13 protein-coding genes and 3 tRNA genes are annotated in these 15,222 nt (G+C 65.8%); 10 read left to right on the forward strand and 6 right to left on the reverse strand.

What is annotated here, in order from left to right:
* Positions 1 to 3,035 (reverse strand): transcription-repair coupling factor (gene mfd, locus RT97_RS07515; RefSeq protein ID WP_042578172.1); only part of this gene is annotated, 3,035 nt, incomplete at its 3' end.
* 119 nt (positions 3,036 to 3,154) lie between these two features.
* Here mfd and ispD point away from each other — a divergent pair.
* Positions 3,155 to 3,868, forward strand: a complete 714-nt coding sequence (gene ispD / locus RT97_RS07520) for a 2-C-methyl-D-erythritol 4-phosphate cytidylyltransferase (RefSeq protein WP_052810602.1) — start codon at positions 3,155 to 3,157, stop codon at positions 3,866 to 3,868.
* Complete coding sequence (ispF, locus tag RT97_RS07525; RefSeq protein WP_042578174.1) at positions 3,865 to 4,356, forward strand: 2-C-methyl-D-erythritol 2,4-cyclodiphosphate synthase; 492 nt, start codon at positions 3,865 to 3,867, stop codon at positions 4,354 to 4,356. Before ispD ends, ispF begins: the two co-directional genes overlap by 4 nt.
* An 18-nt stretch (positions 4,357 to 4,374) precedes the next feature.
* On the opposite strand, the gene RT97_RS07530 is transcribed toward ispF, so the two are convergent.
* Complete coding sequence (locus RT97_RS07530) at positions 4,375 to 5,784, reverse strand: sensor histidine kinase (protein ID WP_042578175.1); 1,410 nt, start codon at positions 5,782 to 5,784, stop codon at positions 4,375 to 4,377.
* A 74-nt stretch (positions 5,785 to 5,858) separates the two neighbouring features.
* Positions 5,859 to 6,590, reverse strand: coding sequence for an osmolarity response regulator transcription factor OmpR (gene ompR / locus RT97_RS07535; RefSeq protein WP_007837017.1), 732 nt, complete (start codon positions 6,588 to 6,590; stop codon positions 5,859 to 5,861).
* 235 nt (positions 6,591 to 6,825) lie between these two features.
* Between ompR and RT97_RS07540 the strand changes: the two genes are divergently transcribed.
* Positions 6,826 to 7,119: a hypothetical protein gene (locus tag RT97_RS07540; RefSeq protein WP_253278174.1), complete on the forward strand. Its 294-nt coding sequence runs from the start codon at positions 6,826 to 6,828 to the stop codon at positions 7,117 to 7,119.
* Positions 7,120 to 7,168: 49 nt separating this feature from the next.
* On the forward strand, positions 7,169 to 7,870 hold the full coding sequence (locus RT97_RS07545; protein ID WP_042578177.1) for an SIMPL domain-containing protein: 702 nt from the start codon (positions 7,169 to 7,171) through the stop codon (positions 7,868 to 7,870).
* 89 nt (positions 7,871 to 7,959) lie between these two features.
* Here RT97_RS07545 and RT97_RS07550 read toward each other — a convergent pair whose 3' ends face one another.
* Positions 7,960 to 8,730, reverse strand: coding sequence for a 3-hydroxybutyrate dehydrogenase (locus RT97_RS07550; RefSeq protein ID WP_042578249.1), 771 nt, complete (start codon positions 8,728 to 8,730; stop codon positions 7,960 to 7,962).
* A gap of 26 nt (positions 8,731 to 8,756) precedes the next feature.
* Here RT97_RS07550 and RT97_RS07555 point away from each other — a divergent pair, with 26 nt between their 5' ends.
* The 6 genes from RT97_RS07555 to rimO all read left to right on the forward strand — a co-directional run bounded on the left by RT97_RS07555 (position 8,757) and on the right by rimO (position 14,786).
* Positions 8,757 to 9,752: an alpha/beta fold hydrolase gene (locus tag RT97_RS07555; protein WP_042578178.1), complete on the forward strand. Its 996-nt coding sequence runs from the start codon at positions 8,757 to 8,759 to the stop codon at positions 9,750 to 9,752.
* A gap of 63 nt (positions 9,753 to 9,815) precedes the next feature.
* Complete coding sequence (locus RT97_RS07560) at positions 9,816 to 12,005, forward strand: RelA/SpoT family protein (protein ID WP_253278179.1); 2,190 nt, start codon at positions 9,816 to 9,818, stop codon at positions 12,003 to 12,005.
* Between the two features lie 48 nt (positions 12,006 to 12,053).
* Positions 12,054 to 12,130: transfer RNA gene (locus tag RT97_RS07565), tRNA-Val, on the forward strand.
* A gap of 36 nt (positions 12,131 to 12,166) precedes the next feature.
* The gene (locus tag RT97_RS33785) at positions 12,167 to 12,670 is read left to right on the forward strand and encodes a hypothetical protein (RefSeq protein ID WP_253278175.1); all 504 of its coding nucleotides are present in this window, start codon (positions 12,167 to 12,169) and stop codon (positions 12,668 to 12,670) included.
* Positions 12,671 to 12,740: 70 nt separating this feature from the next.
* Complete coding sequence (phaR, locus tag RT97_RS07575; protein ID WP_013541748.1) at positions 12,741 to 13,301, forward strand: polyhydroxyalkanoate synthesis repressor PhaR; 561 nt, start codon at positions 12,741 to 12,743, stop codon at positions 13,299 to 13,301.
* A gap of 78 nt (positions 13,302 to 13,379) precedes the next feature.
* Positions 13,380 to 14,786, forward strand: coding sequence for a 30S ribosomal protein S12 methylthiotransferase RimO (gene rimO, locus RT97_RS07580; protein WP_042578180.1), 1,407 nt, complete (start codon positions 13,380 to 13,382; stop codon positions 14,784 to 14,786).
* 78 nt (positions 14,787 to 14,864) lie between these two features.
* Here rimO and RT97_RS07585 read toward each other — a convergent pair.
* Positions 14,865 to 14,949, reverse strand: a tRNA-Leu gene (locus RT97_RS07585).
* 164 nt (positions 14,950 to 15,113) lie between these two features.
* Positions 15,114 to 15,198, reverse strand: a tRNA-Leu gene (locus tag RT97_RS07590).
* Positions 15,199 to 15,222: the final 24 nt, after the last annotated feature.

Genomic DNA, 15,222 nt, shown 5'->3' on the forward strand with positions numbered 1-15,222 from the left:
ATCTCGGTGGTGACCGACAGCGGCGCCAGGAGGTCGGGCTCCTGCCCGGCCTTGAGGGCGCGCACCGCTTCGCTGAGCATCTCGTTGTAGAGCTGGAAGCCGATCTCCATCATGTTGCCGCTCTGGTTTTCGCCGAGCACTTCGCCCGTGCCGCGAATCTCGAGGTCGTGCATCGCGAGGTAGAAGCCCGAGCCCAGTTCTTCCATCTGCTGGATGGCGTCGAGGCGCTGGGCCGCCTGCTTGGTGAGACCCTCGGTGTCCGGCACCATCAGGTACGCATAGGCCTGGTGGTGGGAGCGTCCGACGCGGCCGCGCAGCTGGTGCAGCTGCGCGAGGCCGAACTTGTCGGCGCGGCTCATCACGATGGTGTTGGCGGTCGGTACGTCGATGCCGGTCTCGATGATGGTCGAGCACAGGAGCAGGTTGTAGCGCTGCGCCACGAAGTCGCGCATCACGCGCTCCAGCTCGCGCTCTGGCATCTGGCCGTGGGCGACCGCGATGCGGGCTTCGGGGAGGATTTCTTCGAGCTTCTGGCGCCGGTTCTCGATCGTCTCGACCTCGTTGTGCAGGAAATAGACCTGCCCGCCGCGCTTCAATTCGCGCAGCACGGCTTCGCGGATGACACCGGTGCCTTCGTTGCGCACGAAGGTCTTGATGGCCAGCCGCCGCTGCGGCGCGGTGGCAATCACGCTCAGGTCGCGCAGGCCTTCGAGCGCCATGCCGAGCGTTCGCGGAATCGGCGTGGCGGTGAGCGTGAGCACGTCGACCTCGGCGCGCATCGCCTTCATCGCCTCCTTGTGGCGCACGCCGAAGCGGTGCTCCTCGTCGATGATGAGCAAGCCCAGGTTCTTGAACTTGACCGACTGCGAGAGCAGCTTGTGCGTGCCCACCACGATGTCGATCTGGCCCTCGGCCAACCCCTTCGCAGCGGCCGTGATTTCCTTGGCCGAGCGGAAGCGGCTCATTTCCGCGACCTTGACCGGCCACTTGGCGAAGCGGTCGACCAGGGTCTGGTAGTGCTGCTCGGCCAGCAGTGTGGTCGGCGCAAGAAACGCCACCTGCTTGCCGCCGGTGATCGCGATGAAGGCGGCGCGCAGCGCGACCTCGGTCTTGCCGAAGCCCACGTCGCCGCAGACCAGGCGGTCCATCGGCTGGGGCGAGATCATGTCCTGCACCACGGCATGGATCGCGGCCTTCTGGTCGGCGGTTTCCTGGAAGCCGAAGTCGTTGGCGAACACCTCGTAGTCGGCGGCCGAGTAGCGGAAGGCGTGGCCTTCGCGCGCGGCGCGGCGGGCGTAGATGTTGAGCAGCTCGGCGGCCGAGTCGCGCACCTGCTCGGCGGCCTTGCGCTTGGCTTTTTCCCACTGGCCGGAGCCCAGCCGGTGGAGCGGCGCCTCGTCGGCGCTCACGCCCGTGTAGCGGCTGATCTGGTGCAGTTGCGACACGGGCACGTAGAGCGTGGCCTTGTCGGCGTACTCCAGGTGCAGCATTTCCTGCAGCAAGGGCTTGCCTTCGGCATCGACGCCCTGGCCCAGGTCCATGTGCATGAGGCCGCGGTAGCGTCCGATGCCATGCGCGGTGTGGACCACCGGGTCGCCGACGTTGAGCTCCGAAAGGTCCTTGATCAGCGCCTCGACGTCGCTGACCTGTTCCTGCTTCTTGTTGCGCCGGCGCGTGGTGGGGGCGGTGGCGAAGAGCTCGGTCTCGGTGACGAGGTCGATGCCCTGTTCGCGCCACGCAAAGCCCGACGCGAGCGCGGCGGTGACGATGCCGATCTTCTCGTCGGTGGACGCCTCGAACTCGGCGAGCGAGTCGAAGGCCGGCGGGCTCACGCCGCTCGCGCGCAGGAAGTCGAGCAGGCTCTCGCGCCGGCCGTCGCTCTCGGCGATCAGCAGCACGCGGTGCGGCGTGGCGCCGATGTGCAGCTTGAGCCCGACCAGCGGGTCTTCGGCCCCGCGCACCACCGCAAAGGGCGGGAGCCTGTCGAACTCGGCGTAGGGCGTGTCGGTGGCGATGTCGCCGCGAATGGCCAACTGCGCGTGCGGTTTGGCGCGCTGGTAGAACTGCTCGGCGTTCAGGAACAGCGCTTCGGGCGGCAGCGCGGGGCGCTCGGGGTCGCCGCGCACGAGGCGGTAGCGCTCGTTCGCGTCCTGCCAGAAATGCTGGAACGCGGGTTCCAGGTCGCCGTGCAGCACCACGGTGGCGTCGGGGCCCAGGTAGTCGAACACCGTGGCCGTCTCGTCGAAGAAGAGGGGCAGGTAGTACTCGATGCCGGCGGTGGCCACGCCGTTGCCCATGTCCTTGTAGATGCGGCTCTTGGTCGGGTCGCCCTCGAGCAGTTCGCGCCAGCGGCTGCGAAAGCGTGCGCGGGCGTCATCGTCCATCGGGAACTCGCGGCCGGGCAGCAGGCGCACCTCGGGCACGGGGTAGAGGCTGCGCTGGGTGTCGGGGTCGAAGGTGCGGATGGAGTCGATCTCGTCGTCGAACAGGTCGACGCGGAACGGCACCAGCGAGCCCATGGGAAAGAGGTCGATCAGGCCGCCGCGCACTGCGTATTCGCCGGGGCTCACCACCTGCGTCACGTGGCTGTAGCCGGCCAGCGTGAGCTGGGCCTTGAGCTTGGACTCCTCCAGCTTCTGCTTGGCCTTGAAGTGGAAGGTGTAGCCAGCCAGGAACGCCGGGGGCGCGAGGCGGTAGAGCGCGGTGGTGGCCGGCACCAGCACCACGTCGGCCTCTTTCTGGCTGATGCGCCAGAGGGTGGCCAGGCGCTCGCTGATGAGGTCCTGGTGCGGTGAGAAGCTGTCGTAGGGCAGCGTTTCCCAGTCGGGAAAGAGGGCGCAGCGCAGGTCGGGCGCGAAGAAGGCGATCTCGTCGATGAGGCGCTGCGCGTCGTTGGCGTCGGCCGTGAACATCGCGGTGGCGCGGCCGGCGGCCTTCTCGCGCATCCCCAGCTGCGCGAGCAGCAGGGCATCGGCCGACAGAGGGGGACGCGGCAGCGTGAAACGCTTGCCCGCCGTGAGGTGGGGGAGGTCCATGGAACGCTTCGAAAAATGCACAACACCCCGCGCCGGCTGGCGAGGGGTGTGCGAGGGGCAATTCTAGAATGGCGGCCCCTCATCCGCTTGTCGGCCATCGGCCCGTGCCGCACCCACCCATGTCTTCTTCCCGATTCTTCGTGCTGATCCCCTGTGCCGGCTCCGGCCACCGCGCAGGAGGCGTCCAGCCCAAGCAGTACCAGCGGCTCGCGGGAGCGGCGATGGTGGCGCACACGGTGGAAGCTTTTCGCGCGCTGGCCGGCCGTTTCGCAGGGCTGGCGGTGGTGGTGTCGCCGGACGACCGCGAAGTGCAGGCCGCGCTGCCGCGTTTTCCGGGCGACGACGAATACCTGCTGCAGGTAGGCGGCCTGACCCGGGCGGCCACGGTGCGCAACGGCCTGGCTGCATTGCGGCAGAAGGGCGCCGGGGCGCACGACTGGGTGCTGGTGCACGACGCGGCGCGCTGCCTCGTCACAGCCAGCCAGATCGAGGCGCTGATCGCCGCCTGCGAGCACGATTCTGTCGGCGGCCTGCTGGCGCACCGGCTGGCCGATACGCTGAAGGTGTCCTCGACCGACAGCCGCGTCTCCGAGACCCTCTCCCGGGCCGACAAGTGGCTCGCCCAGACGCCGCAGATGTTCCGCATCGGCATGCTGTTCGACGCGCTGGAGCGCGTGGGCGATGCGGTGACCGACGAGGCCAGCGCCATCGAGGCGATCGGCCTTGCGCCGCTGCTGGTGCCGGGCAGCGCCCAGAACTTCAAGATCACCTTTCCCGAAGATTTCGCATTGGCCGAGGCGGTTCTGCTCAGCCGCAAGAAGGCCACCGTATGACCGCATCTCCTTTCAACATCCGCGTGGGCGAGGGCTGGGACGTCCATCAGCTCGTGGCGGGGCGCAGGCTCATCCTGGGCGGCGTCGAGGTACCCCACACCACGGGCCTGCTGGGGCATTCGGACGCCGACGTGCTGCTGCATGCGATCACCGATGCGCTGCTGGGCGGTGCGGGGCTGGGCGACATCGGCCGGCATTTTCCCGACACCGACGTGCAGTTCCGCGGCGCCGATTCGGCCGTGCTGCTGGCCGAGGCGGCGCGCCGCGTGCGGGCGGCCGGCTGGGAGATCGGCAACGTCGACAGCACCGTGATCGCGCAGGCGCCCAAGCTCGCGCCGCACATTCCGCTCATGTGCCAGCGCATCGCGGACACGCTGGGCATTGCGCTCGATCAGGTCAACGTGAAGGCCAAGACGGCCGAGAAGCTCGGGCCGGTGGGCGAGGGCCGCGCGATGGAAGCGCGCGCGGCCGTGCTGCTCCACCGCTGAGCGGCTGAAGGACCCGGATCAGGCCGGCTTCTTGCCCGGCAATTCGCCCGGCTTGGGCGTCGGCATCGCGCGCGGCATGCGGATGTGGGCCGCAAGCCCACGCCCCGGCGTGCTGGTGAGCGCGAAGGTGCCGCCCATGCGCTCGATGTTCTTCGCCACGATCGACAGGCCCAGACCTGCGCCCGCCGCCGAGGTGCGCGCCGCGTCTCCGCGAAAGAACGGCTTGGTCAGTTGCGAGAGCAGGGCAGGCTCGACGCCCGCGCCGTGGTCGCGCACCTTGATCAGCACCGCGTCGTTGTTCGCCTGCGCCTGGATCGTGACGTCCGCGACGCCCGTGGCCGGCGTCTTGCCGTAGCGCCGGGCGTTCTCGACCAGGTTGGAGATCACGCGCGTGAGTTCGACCTCGTCGCCCAGCACCCGCAGGTCGGGCGGGACCTCGACCTTGATGTTCATCTCTTCGTAGTCCTGCACGGCGTAGGTACAGGCATCGACCACGTCGCGCAGCAGCACGGGCCGCGGATCGACATGGTCGGGCCGGGCGTAGTCGAGGAACTTGTCGATGATCGCGTCGAGCTGGGCGATGTCGGCGGCCATGTGGTCGCGCGCGTCTTCGTCGGCCACGCTCATCTCGGTTTCGAGCCGAAGCCGCGCGAGCGGCGTGCGCAGGTCGTGCGAGATGCCGGCCAGCATGATGGCGCGGTCCTGTTCGATCTTGGCGAGCTGGTCGGCCATGCGGTTGAAGCCGATGTTGACTGCGCGGATCTCGTTGGTGCGGGCGCGCTCGTCGAGCCGGTGCGCCTCGTATTCGCCTTCGCGCACCTGCATGGTCGCGCGCGACAGCTGCTTGAGCGGCAGGTTGATGAGCCGCGTGATCAGCGCCGCGCCCGCCAGCGACAGCGCCATCGCGGTGCTGAGCCAGACCAGCCAGGTGCGCCCGCCCACGCGGCTGAAGCGCGTCGGGTCCAGCAGCAGCCAGTAGGTGTCGCTTTCGATGGTGAAGCCGATCCACAGGCCCGCCTCGTCGTTCACGCGGCTGGCCACGGTGGTGCCTTCGCCGAGCTGGTCGATCAGCTCCTCGGTCACGCGCAGGTCGAGCGCGCCGCTGGTGTAGGGCTGGAAACGGTCGTTGGGCTCGCGCGGCAGGATGCGCACGCCCTCTTGGTCGGCCAGCGTCTTGATCAGCGACACCCGGGTAATGGCGTCCGAATACACCAGCGCCGCGCGCGTGAGGTTCACGAGCGAGGCGATCTGGTGGGCCGTTTGAATGGCACGCGGCTCGTATTCGAGCGAGCGGAAAGTCTGCAGCCAGGCGACCGTACAGCCGATCAGCAGCAGCGCGAGCAGGAAGAAAGTGCGCCAGAAAAGGCTGAAGCCCAGCTTGAGGCCGGGGCGGCGGTCACGGTGCGAGCCCTCCAGCGGGCTCGGCATCGTGACCTGCGCACCGTCTTCCTGCTGGGAGCCGGGTCTGGCGTATTGGCCGATGGCCACCTCTCAACAGCGCGTCAGGCCGTGCCGTCCGGCACGAAGACGTAGCCCACGCCCCAGACGGTCTGGATGTAGCGGGGCGCCGCGGCGTCCGACTCAACCAGCTTGCGCAGGCGCGAGATCTGCACGTCCAGGCTGCGGTCGAAGGGTTCGAATTCGCGGCCGCGGGCCAATTGGGCGAGCTTTTCGCGCGACAGCGGCTGCCGGGGATGGCGCACCAGCGCCTTGAGCATCGCGAACTCGCCGGTGGTCAGCGAGAGCTCCTCGCCGTCCTTCTTGAGCGTGCGGGAACCCAGGTCGAAGGCGAACGGGCCGAAGGTGACGGTCTCGTTCTCGGTGGAAGGGGCGCCCGGTGCCTCCAGCGGCGGACGGCGGCGCAGCACGGCGTGCACGCGGGCCAGCAGTTCGCGGGGGTTGAAGGGCTTGCCCAAGTAGTCGTCGGCGCCGACTTCCAGGCCGACGATGCGGTCCACGTCCTCGCCCTTGGCCGTGAGCATGATGATCGGCGTGCGATCGTTGGCGGCGCGCAGTCGCCGGCAGACCGAGAGCCCGTCCTCGCCGGGCATCATCAGGTCGAGCACGATCAGGTCGACCGTGTCGCGCAACAGGATGCGGTTGAGCGCCTTGCCGTCCTCGGCCACGATCACTTCAAAACCTTCCTGGGTCAGGTAGCGGCGAAGAAGGTCACGGATGCGGGCGTCGTCATCGACGATCACGATCTTGTCAGTGCGAGCGGGAACTTGAGTCATTTCTACAACGTTGAATTTGTAACAGCGCCGATTCTGAAGGCGTTAGCACCCCATCGAGCCAGATTTACTTATGGTTTGACACTAAGTTACAAAACTTGCGGACGCTCGCCCTCTGGTCATCCGGCGTTAGCGCGGCAGTGGCAAAGTCCTCCTGCCTTATGACAAACGCTCAATGAGACTTCCTTATTCCGCACTGCCATTGCTCCTTGCCTGCGCCTGTGGTTCGACCTGGGCGGTGTCCGGCGATTTCTTCAGGGTCGGCGAGGTACGCCGCAGCGAAGTGCGGCATGCAGTGGCCGCCCACCGGGCGGCGCAGCGCGAGGAAATCCGCCGCGAGGAAGCCGCCGCCGGACGGCGCCTGACAGCTGCCGAGCTGTTCGAATTGCGGCAGCAGGTGCGAGGGCAGTGGATGCCGCCGAGCGTGGGTGCCATTGCGAATTCGGCAGAATCGCAGCCAGCCGAGCGAATCGCGCCGGCACCGATGCCCGCCGCCCGTTCGCTGACCGCGCCGCGCAGCCAACGCCCCTGAGGGCCTTGGCGCGGGCAATCCTCGCATCCAACCTAGGGAGTCCCCTGTCTTGAAAAAAATCAAACTGCTCGCCGTTTGCGCCTTCCTGGCTGCCGCCGGTTCCGCGCTGGCCCAGAACGTGGTCGCGCCGGCACCGCAGAACGTGTTGCAGCTCACCGCCTCCGGAACGGTCGAGGTCCAGCAGGACCTCCTGAGCATGACGCTCGTGACCACCCGCGACGCGACCGATGCTGCGACCGTGCAAACCCAGCTGAAGGCTGCGCTCGACGCCGCCCTGACCGAGGCCAAGAAGAACGCGCAGACCGGCCAGCTCGACGTGCGCACCGGCAACTTCAGCCTCTCGCCCCGCTATACCAAGGACGGCAAGATCAACGGTTGGCAGGGCTCGACCGAGCTGGTGCTCGAAGGCCGCGACTTTCCGCGCATCACCCAGACGGCTGGCCGCATCACCACGCTCAGCGTGGGCAACGTCGGTTTCGGCCTGAGCCGCGAGCAGCGCGCCAAGACCGAGGCCGAGGCGCAGAATATCGCGATCGAGAACTTCAAGCAGAAGGCCAACGAACTGGCCAAGGGCTTCGGCTTCGTGGGCTACACGCTGCGAGAGGTGTCGGTGAACGCGAACGACGGCGGCCCGCGTCCGCGGGTGATGGCGATGCAGGCCAAGTCCTTCTCGGCCGATTCGGCCGTGCCGGTCGAAGCCGGCAAGACCAGCGTGATCGTCAACGTGTCGGGGTCGGTGCAGCTCAAGTAAGCGGAAGGGGCGCTCGGCAGCCGCGCCTCTTCCTTGAGAGGCGGCGAATTACAGGCTGTGAAGCGGCGCGAAAAGCCCGGAGGCCTTGGTCACTGCGCTGTCCAGCCGCCGTCCATCTGCCAGGCGACGCCGCGCACCTGGTCGGCCGCCGGCGAGCACAGGAAGACCGCAAGGCCGCCGAGCTGCTCGACCGTCGTGAACTGCAGCGAAGGCTGCTTCTCTCCCAGCAGATCGTTCTGCGCCTGCGTGGCCGAGATGCCTTCGCGCGCCGCGCGGTCGTCGATCTGCTTTTGCACGAGTTGCGTGAGCACCCAGCCGGGGCAGATCGCGTTGCTGGTGATGCCTGTGGTCGCGGTTTCGAGCGCGACCGACTTGGTGAAGCCGACGATGCCGTGCTTTGCCGCCACGTAGGCCGATTTCTGCGCCGAGGCGACCAGGCCATGGGCCGATGCGACGTTGACGACGCGGCCCCAGTTGGCCTCGCGCATCGCGGGAATCGCCAGGCGCGTCGTATGGAATGCGCTGGTGAGGTTGATTGCGATGATCGCGTCCCAACGTTCGACCGGGAAATCCTCGACCTTGGCGACATGCTGGATGCCGGCGTTGTTCACAAGGATGTCGACACGGCCGAACTTGGACGCGGCGAACTTCATCATGTCCTCGATCTCGCCGGGCTTGCTCATGTCGGCACCGTGGTACTCGGCGCGAACGCCGAGCGCTTCGATCTGGGACTTGGGCGTTTCGGCATCGCCGAAACCATTGAGCACGATGTGTGCGCCTTGCTGGGCGAGCGACTTGGCAATGGCGAAGCCAATGCCGCTGGTGGACCCCGTGACAAGCGCGGTTTTGCCTTTGAGCATGAAGATCAATCTCCGGATGAATTAGGATGCAACGAGACCATTATCCGCACCACGACTCTCCCGTTTTCATGACCGAACCGACGCTTCATTACGTGGCATGCGACGACGCCCAGGGCGGCCATCGCATGGCCTATTGGCAATGGGGCGACGCACGCAGCGCGCATGTCGTGGTCTGCGTGCACGGGCTGACCCGGCAAGGGCGCGACTTCGACGTATTGGCGCAGGCCATCGTAGCGCGCGCGGGCGGCGATGTGCGGGTGATCTGCCCTGACGTCGTGGGGCGCGGGCGCAGCGACTGGCTGCGTGAGCCGGCCTTCTATCAAGTGCCTGTCTATGCAGCAGACATGGTGGCGCTCATCGCCCAGCTGCAACGCGAGCAGGCCATCGACGCGCTCGACTACTTCGGCACCAGCATGGGCGGACTGATCGGCTTCGTGCTGGCCGGCCACAGGGAGCTTCCACTCGCGCGCCCGGTGCGCCGCTTCATCGCGAACGATGTCGGCCCGACCATCGAGCCTGTCGCGCTGCAGCGCATTGCGGCGTACGTGGGGCAGGGCGGTCGCTATGCGAGCGTGCAGGCAGCGGCCGATGCGATGTGGGCGATTTCGACCGGCTTCGGCCCGCACACGCAAGACCAGTGGCTCGCGCTGTCGCAGCACATGGTGGTGCCTGCATCGCAGCGCACGCCCGACGGCGCCGCAAAGATCGAGGCGGGCAACGACAACGTTGCCGGCCCTTGGCTGCTGCACTACGACCCGGCCATCGCCGTGGCGCTGCGCGCGATCACGCCCGAGGCTGCGGCGCAGGGCGGCGCGATCATGTGGAGCCTTTACGACGCCATCACTGCGCGCACGCTGGTGACGCGTGGCGCCGTGTCCGACCTCTTGGCGCGGGAGACCGCGGTGGCCATGACGCAGCGCGGCCCGAAGGCGGCGCTGGTCGAGTTCGAGGGTGTGGGCCATGCGCCGACCTTCATCGATCCCGCGCAGGTTGCCGTCGTCACGTCGTTCCTGTTCGATTGATGGGGTGAAAGCGTGAAGCGCGAGTCTTCGAGCCTGCAGACGGCACCGTTGTCCGATACCGCGGTGGTCGATTACCCGTTGTCCGCGGCCACGGCCGACCGTACGCCGGTGATCGAGAACATGCTCGCCCGCGCTCGTGCGTTCGCCGAGCCGCTGATCGCCGATGAAAAGCTGGACACGGGCGAGAACACGCTGGCGCATGCCGATGCGGTGGCCGCCATCGTCGCGAAGATGGGTGGCTCCGAAGCCATGCAGGCGGCGAGTTATCTTGTCTATTCGTGCCAGCACCTGAACCGTCCGCAGGAAGTGATCGCCAAGGTGTTCGGCGACAACTTCGCGGCGCTTGCGGTCGAGACAACCAAGCTGGTGCGCGTGCAGGAGCAGGCTCGCTCGGCGTCGCAGGGCCATCACGGCGAAGGTGCAGGTGCGCAGACCGAGAACGTGCGCAAGATGCTGCTGGCCTTCTCGCGCGACCTGCGCGTCGTGATGCTGCGGCTTGCCTCTCGCCTGCAGACCCTGCGCCATGCGGCCGCCAGCAAGCAGCCGGCGCCCGAGAGCGTGGCGCGCGAGTCGCTGCAGGTGTTTGCGCCGCTGGCCAATCGCCTGGGCATCTGGCAGGTGAAGTGGGAGATCGAGGATCTTTCGTTCCGCTTCATCGAACCTGAAACCTACAAGCTGATTGCGCGCCTCCTCGACGAGAAGCGCATCGAGCGCGAAGGCCACGTCGAGCAACTGCGCTCGGAACTCGAGCGCGAACTGCAGGCCGAAGGCGTGCACGCCACGGTGCAGGGCCGGCCCAAGAACATCTACAGCATCGTGAAGAAGATGCGCGGCAAGTCGCTCGACTTCGCGCAGGTGTTCGACATCCTCGCGCTGCGCGTGGTGGTGGCGGACGTGAAGGATTGCTATGCGGCGCTCGCCTGGGTGCACACGCATTTCCTGCCGATCGACGAGGAGTTCGACGACTACATCGCGCGGCCCAAGCCGAACGGCTACCAGTCGCTGCATACCGTGGTGCGCGAGCTGGTCGACGGCAAGCCGGGCAAGCCGATCGAGATCCAGATCCGCACTGAAGAAATGCACGATCACGCCGAACATGGCGTGGCGGCGCACTGGGCCTACAAGGAAGCGGGGCACAAGGGCTATGCGGGCGTTTGGGCGAGCGGCGAGTACGACGCGAAGATCGCCGTGCTGCGCCAGTTGCTGGCCTGGGAGCGCGATCTCTCGGGCGGCTTGCAGGGACAGGGGCTGTTCGACGACCGCATCTATGTGCTGACGCCGGACGCGGCCATCGTCGAATTGCCGCAGGGCGCGACGCCCGTGGACTTTGCCTACACGGTGCACACCACGCTGGGCCATCGCTGCCGCGGTGCGCGTGTGGATGGCGCGATGGTGCCGCTCAACACGCCGCTCTCGAATGGACAGACGGTCGAGATCATTGCGGCCAAGGAGGGTGGTCCGTCGCGCGATTGGCTCAATGCCGAGCTGGGTTATCTAGCGAGCCACCGTGCACGCGCCAAGGTGCGCGCATGGTTCAACGCGCAAATCACGCACGAGACCGTCGCGCGCGGACGCGAGGCCGTCGAGAAGCTGTTGCAGCGCGAAGGCAAGACGGCCATGCGGCTGGAAGACCTGGCCTCGCAACTCGGCTTCAAGTCGGCGGACCATCTGTTCGAGGTGGTGGGCAAGGACGAGTTTTCCCTGCGCAACATCGAGACGCTGCTGCGTCCGCCGGAGCCCGCGCCCAATCCCGACGACGGCGTGCAGATCAAGAAGGCGCGCGGCAGCGAGAAGTCCGGCAAGGGCGGCGTGCTGGTGGTCGGTGTGTCGTCGCTGATGACGCAACTGGCCAAGTGCTGCAAGCCAGCACCGCCAGATGCCATCAGCGGCTTCGTGACGCGCGGCCACGGCGTGAGCGTGCACCGCAGCGATTGCAGCAACTTCCGCATGATGGCCACGCGGGATGGCGAGCGCGTGATCGACGTCGAATGGGGCACGCCGAAGAAGGGCGGCGATGCGCCGGTCTACGCGGTCGACGTGGCCGTCGAGGCAGCCGATCGCCAGGGGCTGCTGCGCGACATCTCCGATGTGTTCGCTCGGGAAAAGATGAACGTGATCGGCGTGCAGACGCAGTCGGTGAAGGGCACGGCGTGGATGACGTTTACTGTGGAAATCGCCGATGCAGCGCGGCTGACGCAGGTGCTCGGCATCGTCACTGCAGTTGTTGGTGTGCGATCTGCACGTCGCCGCTAAAAAGCGTGTTTTCTCCTGCTACAATAGCTGCTTCTCGGACACATCCTTAGGCGCGTAGCTCAGCTGGTTAGAGCACCACCTTGACATGGTGGGGGTCGTTGGTTCGAGTCCAATCGCGCCTACCAATTTCTGTTTCAACTTCCGGCCAACCACCGGGTCTGTTGAGCAGAGCTTTCACCGGGTTCCCCGGTGTTTCAATCGTCCCTTGTGGTGATGCAGAAAAAGACCATGGCCATCTTGTTGTGCTACCTTGGTCGTTCTGCAAATCCTTTCCCAATTTCTTGACAAGCGATCCGATGAATACGCGATCAACTCTTGTTGATCGGACTCACGCCGACATGCGCATTGCCGCGTTGTTGCGGCAGGCTCCCATCGAGTTTGCGCGCGCTGTCTACGGCATCAATGACCATACAGGCGGCCGCACCGACACCATGGCCGCGCGCGAAGTGGCGCGGGCTCTGCGACAGGGCGTGGCGGTGACTGAAGAGCGTGCCGAGCAGCGTGCCCGTGCCTATCTGCCGACCGTGGGGCAGGAGCACTGCCCACGTTGCTGGGTGGTCTACGGTCACAAGAGCCCGCTTCGTTTTCGCGAAGCGACCGAAGAGCGCCCAGAAACAGCCGCTTGCCACGCTTGCGGCGCCGAGTACGCGACATCGCACGGCTGAAGTGCGGCGCGCGGTCAGGGTAAACCTTGTCGCGATGCAGCAAAACCGCTCCCTAGAATCATCCGATGACATGGGCGTCCATGTGAAGGAGTCCGCAGTGCAGAGCAAGAAGTCCGGGGTCAAGCCGGTACAGCGTGTGATCAAGAAGTACCCCAATCGAAGGCTCTACGACACCGAGACATCCACGTACATCACGCTGACCGAGGTGAAGCAGCTGGTCATCCAGAATGCCCAGTTTGTGGTGCGCGATGCTAAAACCGGCGACGACCTCACGCGCAGCATCCTCCTGCAGATCATCCTGGAAGAAGAAGCGGGCGGTGCGCCGATGTTCACCGAGCAGGTGCTGGCCAACATCATCCGTTTCTACGGCCAGGCGATGCAGGGCTACATGGGCCCGTACCTCGAGAAGAATATCCAGGCCATGACCGAAGTCCAGGCCCAGCTTGCCGACAAGGCCGAGGGGCTGACGCCCGAGATGTGGTCGAAGTTCATGACCATGCAGTCGCCGATGCTGCAGGGCCTCATGGGCAACTACGTCGAGCAATCCAAGAACGTCTTCCTGCAGATGCAGGAGCAGATGCAGAAAAACACCGAGCAGGTGCTGGGGGCCTTTGGCATCAAGCGTCCCTGAGCCCCTGCGGCCCGCGCGGAGGCGGGGCTTGCCCAATGATTGCCCGACTGTCACCGATAGCTGGGACAATAGAGGGATATGAGCGAAGTTGCCTCCCCCGAACGAACGACCACGTCGACCGCCCCCAAGGTCGGTTTCGTGAGCCTTGGCTGCCCCAAGGCCCTGACAGATTCCGAATTGATCCTGACCCGGCTGAGTGCCGAGGGTTACCAGACCTCCAAGACTTTCGAAGGTGCCGATCTGGTGATCGTCAACACCTGCGGCTTTATCGACGATGCCGTGAAGGAAAGCCTGGACACCATCGGTGAAGCGTTGGCCGAGAACGGCCGAGTGATCGTCACCGGTTGCCTCGGTGCCAAGACGGGCGATCAGGGCGGCAACCTGGTGCGCCAGATGCACCCGAGCGTGCTGGCCGTGACCGGCCCCCACGCCACGCAAGAGGTGATGGATGCCGTGCACGCCAACCTGCCGAAGCCGCATGATCCCTTCATCGACCTGGTGCCGAACAACTTCGGCGTCGCCGGACTCAAGCTGACGCCTCGGCATTACGCTTACCTGAAGATCAGCGAAGGCTGCAATCACCGCTGCACCTTCTGCATCATTCCGTCGATGCGCGGCGACCTTGCGTCGCGGCCGGTGGGCGACGTGCTCGGCGAGGCCAAGGCCCTGTTCGAAGGCGGCGTGAAAGAACTTCTGGTCATCAGCCAGGACACCTCGGCCTACGGCGTCGACGTCAAATACCGCACCGGTTTCTGGGACGGCAAGCCGGTCAAGACCCGCATGCTCGAACTGGTGCGCACGCTCGGCGAAATTGCCGAGCCTTACGGCGCGTGGGTCCGTCTGCACTATGTGTACCCGTACCCAAGCGTCGACGAAATCATTCCGTTGATGGCGAGCGGCCAGGTGTTGCCTTACCTCGATGTGCCGCTACAGCACAGCCACCCCGATGTGCTCAAGCGCATGAAGCGTCCGGCCAGCGGCGAAAAGAATCTGGAGCGGCTCGCGCGTTGGCGCGAGGTGTGCCCGGAGCTCGTGATCCGCAGCACTTTCATTGCCGGCTTCCCCGGCGAGACGGAGCAGGAATTCGAGCATCTGCTCGACTTCATCCGCGAGGCCGAAATCGATCGCGCCGGTTGCTTCGCCTACAGCCCGGTCGAGGGCGCGACGGCCAACGACATTCCCGGCATGCTGCCCGAGGCCGAGCGCGAAGCGCGCCGCGCCCGCTTCATGGAAGTGGCCGAGGCGGTGTCGATCGCAAAACTGCAAAAACGCATCGGCGCGACGATGCAGGTGCTGGTCGATTCCGCTCCCGGCATGGGCCGCAAGGGTGGAGTGGGTCGTACCTACGCAGATGCGCCGGAGATCGACGGCACCGTGCGGCTGCTGCCGCCCGAGAAGATCAGCAAGACGCTGAAGGTCGGTGAATTCACTCGCGCGCGCATCGTGGGCGCCGAGGGCCACGACCTGATCGCATTGCCGATTTGATGATTCGAACAGGCAAGAAAAAAGCCACCGGATGCCGGTGGCTTCATTCGAAAGACCTGGTAGGGGTCTGCTTGTCTTTGGTGCCCAGAAGAGGACTCGAACCTCCACGATGTTACTCGCTAGTACCTGAAACTAGTGCGTCTACCAATTCCGCCATCTGGGCATCTCAGGAAAGCCCACGAGTATACCAAATCGAATGCAGCGATTTCATCTTAGCGAAGGAATTCGTGAGCCGTTCGATGCTGGCACGAACTCGAGCAGGCAAGAAAAAAGCCACCGGAGGCCGGTGGCTTGAATCGAAAGACCCGATGAGGGTCTGTTTAAACTTGGTGCCCAGAAGAGGACTCGAACCTCCACGATGTTACTCGCTAGTACCTGAAACTAGTGCGTCTACCAATTCCGCCATCTGGGCCCACATACCTGCAAAAGCAAGTAC

Source organism: Variovorax paradoxus (assembly GCF_000834655.1).
In the GTDB taxonomy this organism is placed as follows: domain Bacteria; phylum Pseudomonadota; class Gammaproteobacteria; order Burkholderiales; family Burkholderiaceae_C; genus Variovorax; species Variovorax paradoxus_F.